The organism is Paraburkholderia dilworthii (assembly GCF_000472525.1).
Classification (GTDB): Bacteria; Pseudomonadota; Gammaproteobacteria; order Burkholderiales; family Burkholderiaceae; genus Paraburkholderia; species Paraburkholderia dilworthii.
The window spans coordinates 89,499-106,662 of the sequence record NZ_AWZT01000007.1 but is presented as its reverse complement, the minus strand read 5'-3'; the positions used below and the strand labels follow the sequence as shown (position 1 = coordinate 106,662).

The window sequence follows — 17,164 nt, the reverse complement described above, 5'->3', positions numbered from 1 at the left end:
ATTTCATGAGGAGAGTGGAAGTGGTCTACGAGGCAAAGCGGTTCGTGAACAAGGTTGTTGTCGTAACGGGCGGCAGTCGCGGCATCGGTCTCGCGGTTGCTGAACGCTTCGCTCGGGAAGGCGCGAGCGTCTGTGTTTCCGCTAATGAGAAAGGCGTGCACGATGCGGCGGCGCAATTGCGCGATGCGGGCTTCAACGCGATCTCGGTAGAGACCGACGTGACGGACAAGGCACAGGTCGTTGCTCTTTACGAGGAAGTGGCCGGCAAGCTAGGCGAAGTCGATGTCTCCGTGCAGAACGCGGGCGTCATCACCATTGCGAAGCTGCCGGATCTCACCGAGGCCGAGTGGGACAAGGTAATGGCAGTGAACACGAAGGGCGTATTCCTGTGCTGTCAGGAAGCGGCGACGCGCATGCTGCGGGCAAGAAAGGGCGGCCGGCTGATCAACACGGCTTCGGGGCAGGCGCGGCAGGGGTTTGTCTATACGCCGCATTACGCGGCAAGCAAGTTCGGCGTGCTCGGCATTACCCAAAGCCTTGCCAGGGAACTCGCGCCGACCGGCATCACGGTCAACGCGTTTTGCCCCGGCATTATCAGCACGGACATGTGGTCGTATAACGACGAAGCGTGGGGCAAGCTGCTCGGCAATTACAAGCCGGGCGAACTGATGGCCGAGTGGGTCGCCAACATTCCGATGAAACGCGCGGGAAGCGGCGAGGACGTGGCCGGCCTCGTAACGTTCCTCGCTTCCGAGGACGCAGCCTATATCACCGGACAAACGGTCAACGTCGACGGCGGCATGTTCATGTCCTGAGCGCGAGGCGGCCTTCGCAACGCGGCCGTGGGCAGCGCTTCAGACGTTGCCCGAAGCCGCGTGTCGTGCACATGAAGAGTCAGCGCACCGGCAATGCAGCCAGCTTGGCGACCGTATCCGCGCAGGCGTGAGCCGCCTCCGCGCCTTTCACGACGAAGTGTTCCTTGAAGAAGCCAATGTGCTCGTCGCCATGATGAAAGTGATGAGGTGTTAGAACAGCGGAAAAGACCGGCGTACCCGTTTCGAGTTGAACCTGCATCAATCCGTTGATGACGGCTTGTGCAACGAACTCGTGACGATAAATGCCGCCATCGACGACGAGTCCTGCCGCAACGATGGCCGCATAGCGGCCGCTTTGCGCGAGGCGCTTTGCGTGCAACGGAATTTCGAAGGCGCCTGCGACTTCATAAAGATCGATGTCTTCCGAGGCATATCCGTGTTTCTGGATCGACTGTAAAAACGACGACTTGCACTGGTCGACAATGTCGCGGTGCCAGCATGCCTGAACAAACGCAATGCGCGGACGGATGCCGGACGAGGACACTGTTTGTGATTCGAGAGAGGTAGACATGTTCATGGACTTCAGCCTGTTTGTATGAACAGGGCGAAGGACGGCCAGAAGCCTTCACTTTGCGTGAAGGACGCTGACCGTCCTGTTCTCTTTCATCCGGACTATTACCGTCGGCCCCGGAATCCAACCGGGTCTGCTGACCTCTCTTTTCGCGGTGAAAACATGGCGAAACGAGAGCGCTCGCGGGCTACGTCCCGTTAAAGACGATTACCGCCGGTGGGGAGTTGCACCCCGCCCCGAGAACGTGTTCTTGACGAACGGGGTGTACGTTACCAGAAATGCGGATGGCTCGCTCGCTGAGTCAACCTGTGAATGGCAGCCGGACGCGGGTGATGAAGCGATGATAAAGCCATGCGACGCGGGCACGTTTTGCGCGGAATGACGATGCGTCAGACGATTCAGCCGGCCTGATCTTTGCCGTCGACGCTTGGAATGCCGCCTCGCTTATCGACGTCAACTGCGTCGGCTGTTTTGCGCACCAATCGGAAAAGCGCCGGATGGCAAGTCAGCGCAGACGCCTGGTTACAGGACGCGACGCGTTGTGCCAGTGTGCGCCCGCGCAGCTCTGCACAGGCTGCGTCGCAGGAAACTTTTTCACGGCACGCCGCAAGCGTTGCGGACAGCGCTTGCGAGCGCAAGGGATGCGCGTAGTTGGCCGTCAGAAGATCGTCGAACACAGTGGGCGATTGCAAGTAGTCGCGCGCAACGGCTTCATTGCCGGCGAGCCGTGTTGCAATCTCCAGGACCTCGCGTTCCGTCTCCTTCAAAAATGCTTCGGACAGCGTGAGGTCAGGCGCATGGCGCGAGGCCCACAACTGACTTGATTCGACAAAGTGCGCAAATGAGAGCCACTTCCCGTCGATTTGCATGGACGCCAGTTCCTGAGCGACAAGGTCACTCAACAAAAACACTTTCATTGCTTATCTCGTTGTGAGGCGGGGCGGTACGCCCAGTCGGTCAACGAGTATGTATGCGCAGGGTTCGTCGCAAAAATGGGAGGATTCTCATTTGAACGAGCCGTGTCGATGCTTAAGCAGTGAACGAGCGGCGTCGGGACGCCTCTTTAAGGTTGTCCGGATTCTTCATATTCTGGCTTGCTTCTGGCGTCTTTTGCCAGCCCTTCAAGGTAAGTCCAAGGGAAAATGCCGCGCTCATGGCCGTCGTCGAACACCAGTTGCAGACCATAGCCCGACGGCCGCGCATCGAGCAGTCTAACGTCGGGCAGCGATGATGGCGCCTGTCCATCGAGCTTGCGCCTGCGACACTGTGCGCATAGGCATGCCGAGCGCAGCGCAGCAAACGGCAACTGTGCAATCGCACCGCCCGGCCAGCGTATCGACAGGCTAGCGATAGTCGCGTCGATCGCCACGTATTCAGGCACGTTCATCGTTGACGCCCGGCGATTTGGCTCAGCGCGATCCGCACCGCCTTGCGAACGTCCGGATCGGCGTCGGCTTGCGCCGCTTCGAGTGCGCTCAGTATTTCAGCGTCGCCGATTTCACCGAGCGCAAGCGCGGCTTCCTTGCGCACGTTGCTGATCGGATGCGAGAGCAGGGCAGCGACGTGCGTCGCGCTAGCGGCGTCGCCGATCTGCCCCAACGCGCGCAGTGCGCGCAAACGTACTTGCCAATAGGCGTCGCCGAGCGCTTCGATAAGCGCATCGCGCGATTTAGCGACGCGCAGTTTGCCGAGCGTCGTGGCGGCTTCTTCGCGCACCTGCCACGCGTCGACGTGCAAGGCGCCGAAGAGCGCGGCCGCTGCCTCAGGGTGCCCCGGCGGCGCAAAGCCGAGTGCCGCTATCGCGGCGCGCCGGATCGAAGTGTCGGGATCGCTGGTCGCGACAGAGGCTAATGGGCCAAGCGCAACCGGATCCTTCAACCATCCCAATACGCCGACGGCCTCGACGCGCACGTTCGCGTCCGCGTCCGCGAGCGCCTGCAACGCCGGTGTCAGCGCATCGGCCACGCGCAGTTCGCGTAGCGCGCGCAACAACGCTGAACGCACGAACGGGTCGGGTTGCTTCAGCCAGTCGAGTAGTATCGCGCCGGAGGACGCTTGCTTCAGCTCCGACAGGCTCTGTGCGGCGCTTGCGCGAACCGCCGCGTCGTCATCGAGCAACGCGTTGCATAGCGCGTCCACCACATCGCCGCGCTCCCATGAGGCAAGCAGACGCGCGGCCTCGCCGCGCACATCGGGCGATGCATCGCGCCGCAGCGCTGCGACGATAGGCTCTATGACATAGGTATCCTCCAGATCGGCCAGATCGATTAGCGCAATCCGGCGCACGACGGCGTCTTCGTCGGCGAGACGAGACAGGAGGGCGGCTGTTTCCCCTGCACTACTATCGAGCGAAGCGCCCGGATCGATCGAATGGGACATGGGCGGACCTGAATGGAGAGAAGGAACTGCGCGCATCGCTCAACGCAGAAGATACGGAATGGACACTTTCACTGCGCCCGTCGGACAATCCTGCTCGCAAGGCATGCAGTACCAGCACTCGTCGAACTGCATGTACGCCTTGCCTTTTTTTATGTCGATCGCGAGCAGGTCGAGCGGACACACATCGACGCATACCGTGCAGCCCTTTTCGGCAATACACCTGTTTTCGTCGATCGTGACGGGCGCTGAACTGCGCTGGAAAATATCGTGCGGCGTAAAAGACATCGGGTTGCTCCGTCAGGCAGTTGCGGCGTCGAGCGCAGGCTCGCCGATTCGCAGGCTACGATAGGCATCGCGTTCGTTTTCGTTAAGCGCAACGATATACGGTTCGACCGCGCGCTTTTCGCTCGTCATGCGGCCGTTCGCGTCCTTGCGCAGATGTGTGTGGCAGAACCACTGCGCATCGTCGCGCTCGGGGTAGTCCACGCGATGGTGATACAGACCCCAGCGACTCTCGGTTCGAAAGAGCGACGCACGTGCGGCCATTTCCGCGCAATCGCGTATCGCACGCACCTCGGCCGCGCGCATCAATTCGTGCGGATGTGTGGCCGATATCGACTCGATATCCTCACTGATTTCTGCAAAGCGTTGCAGACCGATTTCCATTTTTCGCGTGACCTTCGGCGGTTGCAGATAATCGTTCACCGAGCGACGCAGCTTGTACTCGACCTGTGCAGGCGAAAGGCCGTTCTCGCGCTCGAGTGGTGCATAAATGCGCGTGCGTTCGGCGTCGATCTGCTCTGCGTCGATGGCGGCGTGTTCGCGGCCCGCTACATATTCCGCCGCGTTATGACCCGCGAACCATCCGTAAGTAAACGCGCCGAGCATGTAGTTGTGCGGCACCGCCGCCATGTCGCCGGCCGCATAAAGACCAGGCACGCTGGTTTCCGCGCGCGCGTTGACGTACACGCCCGAAGCACTGTGCCCGCTGCAAAAGCCGATTTCCGAAATATGCATCTCGATCATCTGCGTGCGGTAATCGGTGCCTCGCCCTTCATGGAAGCGGCCGCGGCTCGGACGTTCGTTGGTGTGCAGAATCTGTTCGATCGTTTGAATCGTTTCTTCCGCGAGATGGTCGAGTTTCAGGAACACGGGACCGTTGCCGCTTTGGAGTTCCTGATAGAACTCCCACATCATCTGGCCGCTCCAGTAGTCGCATTCGATAAAGCGTTCGCCTTTGCCGTTCGCGGTAAAGCCGCCGAGCGGCCCGGTCACATACGCGCAAGCCGGGCCGTTATAGTCCTTGATGAGCGGGTTGATCTGGAAGCACTCGAGGTTCGCGAGCGCGGCGCCGGCGTGATAAGCCATTGCGTAGCCGTCGCCGGCATTGGTCGGATTTTCGTATGTGCCCATCAGATAGCCGGAGGCCGGTAGACCTAGCCTTCCCGCAGCACCGCAACTCAGGATGACGGCTTTCGCGCGCACCACGTAGAAGTCGGCGGTGCGGCAATCGAAACCGAGCACGCCGCAAACACGGCCTTGCGAATCGGTCAGGAGCCGCGTCGCGACGATCCGGTTGGTAATCGCTACGCGTGCGCGTTTGAGCTGCCTGTACAGCACTTTCTTGATGTCATGACCCTCAGGCATCGGCAGCACATACGAACCCATGTGATGCACTTTCTTTACTGCATAGTCGCCGGTGCCGTCCTTTTCGAATTTGACGCCCCAGCGGTCCAGTTCCTCGATCGTCGTGAAACTGTGGCGCGCATACGCATACACGGCCTCCTGATCCACGATGCCGTCATTCGCGATCGTTATTTCGCGCGTGTACTGTTCGGGCGTTGCGTGACCCGGAATCACCGCGTTGTTTAGCCCGTCCATACCCATCGAAATTGCGCCGCTGCGCTTCACGTTGGCTTTCTCGAGCAGCAACACCTTCAGCGATGGATCGCGCTCCTTCGCCTTTATGGCAGCCATCGGGCCTGCCGTTCCGCCGCCGACCACCACCACGTCGTAGTCGAGTACATGCGTATTCATCGTGCCTCCGTCGCATTTTTGCTGCTCTGTTGCAGGTGTTTTTCGCGGTCGACGCGCAGCCGGTACTGAAAGGCGTCGCCGCGAAAGTACAGGTATTCGAAATCGACCGGCTGTCCCGACGCGTCATGCGTGAGACGCTCGATACGCAACACGGGGCTGCCTTCTTCGACGCGCAATGCGTCGACCATGTCTTGATCGGCGAGAATCGCGTCGATGCAAACATCGGCGTGACCGAGCGGCACACCGCAGTCGTTCTCGAGAACCAGGAATATGTCGCGCGTCGTGAGGTCCGCAATCGCCAGGCGCTTGCCGATGGCTTGCGGGACCCATGTCAATTCGAGCGATATGGGCTCGCGATTGAGCAGCCGTACGCGATGAATCTCGGTGACCGGCGCGCCTTCGGCGAGGTTCAGGCGCGCGGCAACGTGGCGTCCGGCTTCGACCGTTCCGAAACTGCGCAACTGGTTGACGATTTCGTAGCCCATCGACGACATGGCTTCCGCGAAGCCCTGCAATGACGTGACATTCTGGAACGCCTTGGGCTTGGCGACGAAGGTGCCTTTGCCGTGCAGCTTGAACAGCAGACCTTCCTTATGCAGATCGCCGAGCGCTTGACGAACAGTGATGCGGCTCACGTCGAACATGCGGCACAGTTCGTGTTCGGACGGCATCTGCGAATGCGGCGCATAGGTGCCGTCGAGTATGCGCTCGCGCAGCACGTCCTTGATCTGCGCGTAAAGCGGAAGAGGCGTAGCCGATACCATTGCGGTATCGGCTGTTACCGGCACGAGAGTCGTTTTGGACATCGCTCAAACTTGTTATGACAAGACGATGTGCAGTCTAGTAAGACACCGCCTCGCTTCAAACCAAGTTTTTCTGCTATGTATTTCTCGTCGCGGAGTTAGTCAGAACGCGTGCCGCAGTCCCACCATGCCGACGAACTGCGAAGGCCCCGAAGAGGGCGTCGCATTCTGCGAGTCGCCGACCACGGCCACAGCGTCGATAATGCTCGTGGCGCCGCTGCCCGCCGCGGCGAGTGTCTTGCCGCGCGCGAGTTGATACGCCTCCAGCGCGTAAAGCGTGGTGCGCGTCGACAGGCTGTAGGTCTGTTCGAGCGAGATCTGGTGATAGCGCGCCGGGTCGCTGACACCGTTCGCTTTGTTCGCTCGCGTATAGCTGTAGCCGGCGCCGACAATCACGGCAGGCGTGATCCGGTAGGTCGAAATGACGCCGTATGTGTTGAACACGCCTTCGTTTGCGAACAGCGAGCCGTGGCCCGGCGCATATTGCACGTTTGAGTAGTTGATGCCGATCATCAGATCCTGCGCGGTATAGCGCGCCGCAGCCGCGAAGAGTTGTGCGCTGCGTGCGCTCGCGTAGCCGCTATTCACCGGCGAGTTGATTGCGTAAGTGCCGAGCGCCGCACTCGTCGCGATATCTTTCAGCTTCACGTAACCCGCGGCGATGGCGAACGGCTTGTAATCGTAGCGCAATGCCGCGCTGAAGTGACTGCCGTTGGCGACGCTGCCGGGCACGCCGCCGAGTCCGTATTGCGCGCTGAATTGCAGACCGGCGAGTGTCGGAGATAGATAGGTTACCGAATTATTTAATCGCAGTGTGGTGTCGAGTGAGTCGATGTCGCCGGGATGCGCGCCGGTTGCACCCGTCAGTACGCCTGTCGGCCCGAGCGCGCCGACCATCTGGAAGTAGGGCGTGTACTGGCGGCCGAGCGTCACCGTTCCGTAGCGGTCGTTGCTGAGCCCCACATACGCCTGCCGGTTGAAAATAAAGCCCGAACTGCTTTGTGCGCCGGTCAACGAGTTAAAACCGCTTTCAAGCCGGAAAATTGCTTTGGTGCCGCCGCCGAGATCTTCCGCGCCGAGCAGGCCGAACTTGCTTGCCTGCAGATTCCCCTGACTCATATAGAAGTTCGCATGGCCGCGCTGATTGCTGACATAGGTGAACGCGTTGTCGACGACACCGTATAGCGTGACGCTGCTTTGCGCCGATGCGCCGCTGGATAGCAACGCGCCCGCGAGCGGCAGGCAGGACATGACGACCGCGCGGGTGCGCGCGCGCTTCAATGAGTTCATGGTTTGGAAGTCTCCGATCTAGTTGTGCGGCGTTGTGTTGTTGAGCGCAATAGCGTGCGTTCAGGGCGCGATGGAAATAGTCAGGCATCGCCAGCCATCGGCGCGGTGGTCGTTCAGCAGCGCTCCACGTTCGCAGATGACCGCGCGCGTTTCGTGCATCGGCACGAACACGCGGATTTCGCTCAGCGCATCCGCCATCGCACCTTCGCGTTCGATCGCAACGCGCAGCGCATTCGCGTCGCTTGCGATCGTCAGGTTCCAGCGGCCTTGCGCACCTGAGCGCCAGGCTTCCGTTTCGCCGTCGTCCTCGATAGAGCCGCCGTGCGCCGTGCCAGCGCCCGCATATGGCACAGCGATGAATGCGCGTTCGTCAGCGGGGCGGCCAAAGTGTTGTTCGGCGATGTTGAGCGCAATCACGCTGCCCTCACGCAGCAACATGACGGGCTGATCGAATGGCGCGGGCAGCGTGACTGTCTGGCCGCCATCGAACGATTCGCCGCTCCAGTACGACACCCAGCGCATTCCCGAGGGCAGATAGACGTCGCGCGTCGATTGGCCCGCATCGACCACCGGCGCGACCAGCATCGACGAACCGAGCATCATGTCGTCGCCGTCGGCAAGGCAGCGCGCGTCGTGCGGGAACTCTGCGAACATGGGACGCACAACGGGTTCGTAGGCGCTGTGCGATTGCCAGAGCAACTCGTAAAGATACGGAATCAGCCTGTAGCGCAGTTTGATCAGAGCGGCGACCTGCTGCGTGACTTCGGGGTACATCCACGGTTCGTTGACGGTGCCGTCGTCGTTCCAGGAGTGAATGCTGAAGCGCGGCAGGAAGATGCCGAAAGCGACCCATCGTGCGAAGAGTTCCGGACCGGGCGCGGGACCCGAGAATCCGCCGATGTCATGACCGCTGTTCGACACGCCGGACATGGCGAGACCGAGGCCCATTTTGAGATTGAAGCGCAGGGTTTCCCACGACGTGTAGTTATCGCCCGACCAGGTCTGCACATAGCGATGCATGCCCACGCCGCCCGAACGCGACACGAGAAATGGCCGGCGTTCAGGCGTGAATTCGCGTTGCGCATCGCGCGAGGCACGCATCATCAACTGGGTTTGCAGAACCTTCGCCTGGTGGGCTGGATAGGGCTTGCCAAAACCGCGCGCGATCGCATCGCGAGCCCAGACCTCGAACTCATTGTTGTCGTTCCAGGTCGCGGCTATGCCGTGTATCAGCAGGCTATCTTTCACGCGTGACTTCCACCAGTCGACCGTGGCGGGATTGGTGAAGTCGAGATAAGCGCCGACCTCGTCCCAGAACTGCACCCAGGCGGGCTCGCCGTTGCTCGATGCAATCAGCAGCCCCGCGTTTGCAGCCTCTTCGAACGCGGGGTGGTCTTGCAGCAGGCACGGCTTGATGTTCGCGCACAGGCGCACGCCATGTTGAAGGTAGCCGTTCACGAAGCCGTCGATGTCCGGAAACTTCTCGTGATTCCAGTTGAAGACGTAGCGTTTCTCACCGATCGATGTATAGCCCGACGACAGATGAAACGAATCGCACAACACGTCGTGCTCGCCGCATCGTTCAATGAATTCGCTCATGCGTTGCTGCGCATCCGGCGCGTCGGTGTAACTCATCGTCGAACCGGAGTAGCCGAGTCCCCATCTGGGCATCCATGCGGGACGCCCGGTAAGCCACGTAAAGCGGCGTACCGCGTGCAAGGGCGTGTCCGCCGACGCGATGAAGTAATAGTCGAGGTCGCCATGCTCCGCGATGAAATGGCGATAGTGGCCGTGATAGTTATCGAGCTCGCGGCCCAGGTCGAAGCGGCAATCCGCGAGTGTGTCGTAAAAGAGCCCGAAGCCTGTCGACGTTTGCGGCTGCCACGTCACGTAAAACGGTATGTGCTTGTAGAGCGGATCGGTAGTGCGCGCGTTGTAGCCCATCGCGTCGATGTTGCGCATCTCGTACGACTGGTCCGCGCGATCGAGTGAACCAGCGCGTTCGCCGAGGCCGACATACATCTCGTCTTTACGACGCTCGATGTAGTGATACACGCGCTCGTCCCACCAGCCGAAGTTGTACGACTGCGTTTTGCGGTCGTTCATCACGCGATGCCATTCGGCGCCGCGCAGGATGTCCCACGCGCAGAATCCGCCGTCGAGCGTCACGCTCAAACGGATGCACGCCGTTTGCACGATGAGTTGCACGCCGTCGTTCGACACGTCGAAGGGCGGCGGTGCGAAGCCGCTCGTATCGCGGCGCTCGCGGCCTTCGAGCGGGACGTCCTCGAGGCCTGGCGCGATGGCCCATGTGCGTGGCCCATGCAGTTCACCGTCGGGCAGCACCAGCACACGGATGATGTCTTCGGCGAGGACAAAGAGTTCGATCCGGCAATTTTCCGCGGCTTCCAGAACGATGTGATGGCCGGCGTGAGACGCCAGCGCAAAGCGCGGCGGGCGCTTGAGGTTCGTGATTGAACGCATGATGGGTTCTCGATGAAATCACACTGTCGCATTCGAAGCCGCGTCGGCCTCGCGCGGACGTGCGTCGCGCGAAACGCCGCGCATCAGGATGATCAGCAGCGTTGCGCCGATGATGTCGAAGGCGCCGAGCGCACCGAAGAGCGGTGTGTAGCCGATGGTGTCCGCGAGCGCGCCCACCAGCAGCGAAAAGCCGAGGCCGCCGATCCACGCGGCCATGCCCGCAAAGCCCGCGACGGTGCCGACTTCACTTGGATCGAATACGTCGGCGGCGAGCGTGTTGACGAGCGCCGAGATCATCTGATGCGCGAAGCCGCCCACGCAGAAGAGCGCGATGGCTTCATACGGTGAAGCGACGAGACCGATGCATGCGGGTCCGAGCATCATTAGCGCGCCGAGCGCGACGCCCGCGATACGCGACCAGACGAGCGGCACGCGCAGATGCTTCATCAGGAAGGGCGACAGGTAGCCGCCGAAGAGCCCGCCCAGATCCGCTGCGAGAAACGGCAGCCACGCGAACAGCGCGATCTGCTTCAGATCCATGTGACGTTGCGTCGCGAGATAAAGGGGAATCCAGAAACTGAATGTCTGCCATGCCGGTTCCGCGAAGAAACGCGCTTGCGCGATAGCCCAGAAACGACGCGTGCGCAGCACCTCGCGGATGCTGCTGCGCCGTGGCGCGGGCGGCGTTTGTCCGCTGACGATGGTGTTGCGCTCGGCGTCGCCGATCCGCGCATGCTCGGTCGGGGAACGATACAGCGCGTACCAGGCGGCGGCCCACACGAAGCCGAGCGCGCCGGTCACGGCGAACGCGCTTTGCCACCCATAGCGAAGCGACAGGTACACGACCAGCGGGGGAGCGAGCAGCGAACCGAGGGACGTGCCCGCGTTGAAGTAGCCCACCGCGACCGATTTCTCGCGATTCGGAAACCACTCGGCGACGACCTTCATGCCTGCCGGAATGGCGACCGCTTCGGTGAGGCCCATCAAGCCGCGCAGCGCAGCGAGCGAGAACCAGCCGCTGGCGAAGCCATGCAGCACGCCGGTTAGCGACCACAGACAGGCAAACAGCGCGAAGCCGAGGCGCAGACCAATCAGATCGATGATGAGCCCGCAGACCGGCTGCATCACGGTGTAACCCACCTGGAAGGCGCCGACGACATACGAGTACTGCTGCGTACTCATGTGCATCAGCTTCATCAACTCGGGCGCCATCACGCCGAGCGCGTTGCGCGACAGGTAATTGACGATCGTCCCAGCACATACGAGGGCGATGATCCACCAGCGCAAACCAATGATTGTCTTCAAAGTCTGTCTCCATGCCCGCATGTCCGGCGGCTGGCCGCTCGTGCGGCGATGCGCGAATTCGAACATTTTAGCCGGCTTTAGTGTCAGTCATCGTATCACTACGTGTTCGGTTTGATACTAGGGAAAACCATTGCTATTCAACGAACTGCGCGAGGAAAAAGGGGTTAATCTACTTTGTCGCACTGAAATTGGTGCGGAAGTCTGATGACTGCTTTTCCGGAAATTCTCGCATAAATGTTCTTTCGAACATGTAATGTTCATTCTCGGTCGGACTTGTGATGTGCGAAAGCAGTGTCGTGGGGCGCACGCGGCGACATACGGCGAGTAACTCCGTTCTATGGGTATTCCCTGCGATTGGCACGTCAATCTGGCACGTCGATCATTCGTCATCCTATGTAATTGATCAGCCCGTCGAGCTGTCCGCGAAGGTTAAAGAGTCTCTCCTCGCCGTCTAAGCCCGCCGTTTTTTTCGCCCGAATCGCTCGCGAATGTAACGGGACGTAACCTCCCGCACTCGCTGCGATTTTATGCATCAGTTATTACAAAGTTGAAATACGCGGCCTGCGACCTTGCGTTATATTTCCGCCAACAACACATTCTTCCAAAGGGTGATCCATGAAGTCCGCTCGTTTTGTTCCGCTATTGATCGGGGTTATCGCGTTGGGTGCGTCGAGTGCCGCTATGGCCGGCGGGCTCAACATCGGGGTCAACATAGGCATTCCCGCGCCGGTCTACGTCGCGCCAGCTCCGGTCTATGCGCCGCCCCCGCCGCCTCCGCCGCCTGTCGTATACCAGCCCGCGCCCGTGTACTACGGTGGTCCCGCCATCGTGATCGGCTGGCACGGCGACCGTTACTGGGACGGTCGCCGCTACTGGGCGCGCGACGACTGGTATCGCCATCATCCTTCGGGGCGTTATAACTACGGTCGCGATCACTACGATCACGGTCGCGGCTGGCATTGAACGCTGCCGACGAATTGCTAGTGACGATAAGAACCGCCCCAATGGGCGGTTTTTTTCATGGTTTCGCGTACCGCTCGATGAGATCCTCGGAAGATGTCATCCGCGCGCAAGTACTGAGCGCCGAGCGACGCATCGAGATTACGCACGCTCGCTTCGCGCGAGGTCTTTGACAGGCTCGTTGCGGCTTGTCGGATATCGGGCGCCTGTCCTCCACGAGGCCGAGCGAAGCTACGGTTTGCGAGGGTTTATTGGGTAGAATTCGTCACAACGCAATTGCCCACTGAACGATCACCAAGGCGCTTATGACAACAGGCTCGCGACGGGTTCCATCGCCTCATGCACTTCGATGCAGCGCAATGTCGAGGCCCTCGCGTGTCGATGTCACGGTTGTCTCGCGTTCATGGCGTAATGCCCGCGTTGCGATGCTGTGCGGCGCGCTGGCCGTCGCCGGTTTGTTCGCCGCGCCGCAAGCTCACGCGGTATATGCGATCGGGCAGTACGGCAAGCCGAAATATCCTGCCGACTTCAAGCACTTCGACTACGTCAATCCGGATGCGCCGAAGGGCGGCACGCTCGTGTTGGCCAATCCGAGCCGCCTTACGAGCTTCGACAAATTCAATCCGTTCACCTTGCGCGGCAACACCGCGCCCGGGGTCGATCTGCTGTTCGAGAGCCTGACGACCGGCAGCAGCGACGAAGTGGCATCCGCGTATGGACTGCTCGCCGACGACATCAAGGTCGCGTCGGACGGCCTGTCGACCACATTCCATATCAACCCGCGCGCGCGTTTTTCGAACGGCGACGCTGTCACCGCGGACGACGTCAAATATTCGCTCGACACGTTAAAGAGCCCGCAAGCCGCGCCGCAATTCATGTCGATCTTCGGCCAGATCATGCGCGCGGTGGTTGTCGATCCTCACACCGTACGGTTCGAGTTTCAGCAGCGCAATCGCGAGCTGCCGTTGCTCGCGGGCGGCATGCCGGTCTTCTCGCGCAAGTGGGGGATGAGGCCGGACGGCAGCCATATTCCATTCGATCAGTTGGCGTTCGAGAAACCGATCGGCAGCGGCCCGTATCTGATCGAACGCTACGACAACGGGCGCACGATCACATTTCGGCGCAACCCGGACTATTGGGGCGCGGCGCTGCCGGTGCGTGTCGGCACGTACAACTTCGATCGCATCGTCTACAAGCTGTATTCCGATAGCGTCGCGCGGCTGGAGGCGTTCAAGGCGGGCGAGTACGATGCGCTCGTGGAGTACGTCGCGCGAAACTGGGTCCGACGCGACGTCGGCAAGAGGTTCGACAGCGGCGAGCTGATTAAAAAGGTCTTCCCGCAACACAACGGAACCGGCATGCAGGGCTTCATGCTTAACACGCGGCGGCCGCTGTTTCAGGACGTGCGCGTGCGCCGGGCGTTCGATCTCGCGCTCGACTTCCAATGGCTGAACCGGCAGTTGTTCTTCAATCAGTACACACGTATCGACAGTTTCTTTGCCAACACCGACCTGCAGGCCAAGGGACTGCCCTCGCCAGGTGAACTCGCGCTGCTCGAACCGTGGCGCGCGAAGCTCGATCCCGCGGTTTTCGGGCCGCCGCCGAAGCAGCCTGACACCGATCCACCCGGCTCGCTACGCGCGAATCTGCTGCAAGCACGCGCGTTGTTGCAGCAGGCCGGATGGACGTATCGCGACGGCGCGCTGCGCAACGCAAACGGCGAGCCGTTCCAGTTCGAGATACTCGACGACTCGGGATCGGCCGCTCAAATGGAGCCGATCGTCGCAACGTTCATTCGGAACCTGAAAAAGCTCGGCATCACAGCGACATTTCGCGTAGCCGATTTTGCGGTCTACCAGAAGCGGCTCGATGCATTCGATTTCGACACCACGACGATCCGCATGCCCGATGTGCAGGTGCCCGGCTCCGAGCAGATCGAGCGCTTCGGCAGCAAGGCGGCGGACACGAACGGTTCCGACAACATGATCGGACTGAAGTCGCCCGCAGTCGATGCCATCCTGCGCGCGCTCGTGCAAGCGCAGACGCGCGAGCAACTGCTCGATGCGACGCATGCGCTCGATCGCGTGTTGATGCATGGCTACTACGTCGTGCCGCACTGGTACAGCGCGACGCATCGCGTGGCGTTCAAGCGTGGGCTTGCGTGGCCGTCGACGCTGCCCCTGTACTATGGAGCCGAAGGCTGGATTACATCGACGTGGTGGTTCGCGCAGCCGCAAGCAGGAACGCAGGCGCAGTAATGCCGTCGGCTGATCTGGTCACAACGGTCCCGCTATTGCTATTCATACCTCGCCCTTGCAACGGAAACGCCCGCCATGTGGAGCTACATACTCAAACGCCTGCTGCTGATGATCCCCACGCTGCTCGGTGTTTTGACGCTCACGTTCGTCGTGATCCAGTTCGTACCCGGCGGTCCGGTCGAGCAGATGCAACACGAATTGCGCAAGGGTGCCGAGGGCGCGGTGCCGTTCGGTTTGCGCGCGCATAACGGCGTCGATGCGCAGCAGGTCGCGCAACTGAAAGCGCTATACGGTTTCGATAAGCCGCCGTTCGAGCGCTACGTGTTGATGCTCAAGCGCTTTTCGACATTCGACCTCGGGCAGAGCTATTTCCGCCATCAGAGCGTGTGGTCGCTGATCGTGTCGAAGCTGCCGGTGTCGATCAGCATCGGCTTATGGACGTTCTTTCTCACGTATCTGATTTCGGTGCCGCTCGGCATTGCGAAAGCGGTGCGCAACGGCTCGCGCTTCGACATCGCGACGAGCCTCCTGGTGCTGATCGGTTACGCGATTCCGGGTTTCGTGCTCGGCGTGCTGCTGCTCGTGCTGTTCGGCGGCGGTACATTTCTGCAGCTGTTTCCGTTGCGCAATCTCACGTCGGATAACTGGGCGCAACTGAGCGTCGTGGGCAAGATTCTCGATTACTTGTGGCATATCGCGCTGCCGATCACAGCTTCGGTGGTCGGCAGTTTTGCGGTAATCACGATGCTCACGAAGAATGCGTTTCTGGACGAGATTCGCAAGCAATACGTGCTGACCGCACGGGCGAAGGGTCTCTCGGAAAAACGCGTGCTGTGGAAGCATGTGTTTCGCAACGCAATGTTGCCGCTGATCGTTGGCTTTCCTGCTGCGTTTATCGGTGCTTTTTTTACAGGCAGCCTGCTGATAGAGACGCTTTTTTCTCTCGACGGTCTCGGCTTGCTGTCGTATGAGTCGGTCGTGCGTCGCGATTATCCGGTCGTGCTCGGCACGCTGTATCTGTTCACGTTGATCGGTCTGGCGACGAAGCTGATTTCCGATCTTTGCTATGTGTGGGTCGATCCCCGCATCCAATTCGAACAACTGGAACGCTGATGAATCGAGCCCGCCTTTCAGCCGATGCAGCGGCGCGCGTCGAACCCGCGCGCGCGTTCGTCTCGCCTTCGCCAGCGCGCCGTGTATGGCAGCGGTTTCGCCAGCAGCGCCTGGGTTACTGGAGCCTCATCGTATTCGTGGTGGCCTTCGCGGCGAGCCTGGCCGGCCCGCTCTGGTCGAACGACAAGCCGCTCGTGGTGCGCTACGACGGCCACCTGTATTTCCCGCTCTTCAGGACCTACGCGGAAACCACGTTCGGCGGCGATTTTCCGACGCCCGCAGACTATCTCGATCCCTATATCAAGCAGCGTTTCGATACGCCGGGCAACTTCGCGGTGTATCCGCCGAACCATTACTACTACGACACGCTGAACTATTTTTCAAAAGCGCCGAATCCGGCGCCGCCTTCGCGTGAAAACTGGCTCGGCACCGACGACCGCGGCCGCGATGTTTTCGCGCGACTGTTGTACGGCTTTCGAGTTTCGGTGGAGTTCGGCCTCGTGCTGACCTTCATTGGGACGATACTTGGCATCGCCGCCGGCGCCGTGCAAGGATATTTCGGAGGACGTATCGATATTGTCGGGCAACGTCTGATCGAAATCTGGAGCGCGTTGCCGGAGCTCTACCTGCTGATCATTTTCTCGTCTATTTTCGAGCCGGGGTTCATTCTGCTGATCGTGCTGCTTTCGCTTTTTGGCTGGATCGGCCTGTCCGATTACGTGCGTGCGGAGTTCCTGCGTAATCGTCAGCAGGACTACGTGCGCGCGGCAAGGGCGATGGGCCTGTCGAACTGGCAGATCATGTGGCGGCACCTGTTGCCCAATAGCCTTACGCCGGTGATCACGTTCCTGCCGTTTCGCATGAGCGGCGCGATTCTCGCGCTCACCAGTCTCGACTTTCTCGGCCTAGGCGTGCCTTCGCCGACGCCGAGCCTCGGCGAACTGCTCGCGCAGGGCAAGGCGAACCTCGACGCGTGGTGGATCTCGTTGTCCACCTTCGGCGTGCTGGTCGCGATGCTGTTGTTGCTCACCTTTATGGGCGACGCGCTGCGTAACGCGCTCGATACCCGCATCTCCGATGCAATGCGCGCCGGAGGCAATCAGTGAACGCTCAACGGCAAGCGCAGGCGCCGCGCAAGGGGCAAGGACA

Annotated in this window: 15 protein-coding genes and 1 riboswitch; of the genes, 5 read left to right on the top strand and 10 right to left on the bottom strand. The window is 60.8% G+C overall.

Annotation, left to right across the window (positions count from 1 at the left end; all coding sequences use genetic code 11):
* The first annotated feature begins 5 nt into the window (after positions 1–5).
* On the top strand, positions 6–815 hold the full coding sequence (locus F759_RS0109135; protein WP_027799574.1) for an SDR family oxidoreductase: 810 nt from the start codon (positions 6–8) through the stop codon (positions 813–815).
* 79 nt (positions 816–894) lie between these two features.
* On the opposite strand, the gene F759_RS0109130 is transcribed toward F759_RS0109135, so the two are convergent.
* The 10 genes from F759_RS0109130 to F759_RS0109085 all read right to left on the bottom strand — a co-directional run bounded on the left by F759_RS0109130 (position 895) and on the right by F759_RS0109085 (position 11,684).
* Positions 895–1,392 (bottom strand): 6,7-dimethyl-8-ribityllumazine synthase, encoded by a 498-nt coding sequence (locus F759_RS0109130; RefSeq protein ID WP_027799573.1) that lies wholly within the window; start codon positions 1,390–1,392, stop codon positions 895–897.
* 74 nt (positions 1,393–1,466) lie between these two features.
* Positions 1,467–1,634: riboswitch (FMN riboswitch) on the bottom strand.
* A 150-nt stretch (positions 1,635–1,784) separates the two neighbouring features.
* Entirely contained in the window at positions 1,785–2,303 is a 519-nt protein-coding gene (locus tag F759_RS0109125) for a hypothetical protein (RefSeq protein ID WP_027799572.1), read from the bottom strand.
* 146 nt (positions 2,304–2,449) lie between these two features.
* A complete protein-coding gene (locus tag F759_RS37490; protein WP_036023939.1) occupies positions 2,450–2,773 on the bottom strand; it encodes a DUF971 domain-containing protein in 324 nt (107 codons plus the stop codon).
* Positions 2,770–3,765, bottom strand: coding sequence for a HEAT repeat domain-containing protein (locus F759_RS0109115; RefSeq protein WP_027799571.1), 996 nt, complete (start codon positions 3,763–3,765; stop codon positions 2,770–2,772). The genes F759_RS37490 and F759_RS0109115 overlap by 4 nt, the downstream gene beginning before the upstream one ends.
* 39 nt (positions 3,766–3,804) lie before the next feature.
* Positions 3,805–4,050 carry a 4Fe-4S dicluster domain-containing protein gene (locus tag F759_RS0109110; RefSeq protein WP_027799570.1) on the bottom strand — a complete coding sequence of 82 codons (246 nt, stop codon included), beginning with the start codon at positions 4,048–4,050 and terminating at the stop codon, positions 3,805–3,807.
* Between the two features lie 12 nt (positions 4,051–4,062).
* Entirely contained in the window at positions 4,063–5,802 is a 1,740-nt protein-coding gene (locus F759_RS0109105) for a fumarate reductase/succinate dehydrogenase flavoprotein subunit (protein WP_027799569.1), read from the bottom strand.
* Positions 5,799–6,608, bottom strand: a complete 810-nt coding sequence (locus F759_RS0109100; RefSeq protein WP_027799568.1) for a GntR family transcriptional regulator — start codon at positions 6,606–6,608, stop codon at positions 5,799–5,801. Before F759_RS0109100 ends, F759_RS0109105 begins: the two co-directional genes overlap by 4 nt.
* 99 nt (positions 6,609–6,707) lie before the next feature.
* Positions 6,708–7,895: a porin gene (locus F759_RS0109095; protein ID WP_027799567.1), complete on the bottom strand. Its 1,188-nt coding sequence runs from the start codon at positions 7,893–7,895 to the stop codon at positions 6,708–6,710.
* A 60-nt stretch (positions 7,896–7,955) separates the two neighbouring features.
* Positions 7,956–10,379 carry a glycoside hydrolase family 31 protein gene (locus tag F759_RS0109090; protein WP_027799566.1) on the bottom strand — a complete coding sequence of 808 codons (2,424 nt, stop codon included), beginning with the start codon at positions 10,377–10,379 and terminating at the stop codon, positions 7,956–7,958.
* An 18-nt stretch (positions 10,380–10,397) separates the two neighbouring features.
* A complete protein-coding gene (locus F759_RS0109085) occupies positions 10,398–11,684 on the bottom strand; it encodes an MFS transporter (RefSeq protein ID WP_027799565.1) in 1,287 nt (428 codons plus the stop codon).
* 615 nt (positions 11,685–12,299) lie between these two features.
* On the opposite strand from F759_RS0109085, the gene F759_RS0109080 reads away from it, so the two are divergent.
* The 4 genes from F759_RS0109080 (at position 12,300) to F759_RS0109060 (ending at position 17,121) form a co-directional block, all read left to right on the top strand.
* Positions 12,300–12,647 carry a hypothetical protein gene (locus F759_RS0109080; protein ID WP_027799564.1) on the top strand — a complete coding sequence of 116 codons (348 nt, stop codon included), beginning with the start codon at positions 12,300–12,302 and terminating at the stop codon, positions 12,645–12,647.
* A 422-nt stretch (positions 12,648–13,069) separates the two neighbouring features.
* Complete coding sequence (locus tag F759_RS0109070) at positions 13,070–14,902, top strand: extracellular solute-binding protein (RefSeq protein ID WP_027799563.1); 1,833 nt, start codon at positions 13,070–13,072, stop codon at positions 14,900–14,902.
* 75 nt (positions 14,903–14,977) lie between these two features.
* Positions 14,978–16,015: a microcin C ABC transporter permease YejB gene (locus tag F759_RS0109065; RefSeq protein ID WP_027799562.1), complete on the top strand. Its 1,038-nt coding sequence runs from the start codon at positions 14,978–14,980 to the stop codon at positions 16,013–16,015.
* A complete protein-coding gene (locus F759_RS0109060; protein ID WP_027799561.1) occupies positions 16,015–17,121 on the top strand; it encodes an ABC transporter permease in 1,107 nt (368 codons plus the stop codon). Before F759_RS0109065 ends, F759_RS0109060 begins: the two co-directional genes overlap by 1 nt.
* Positions 17,122–17,164 lie beyond the last annotated feature (43 nt).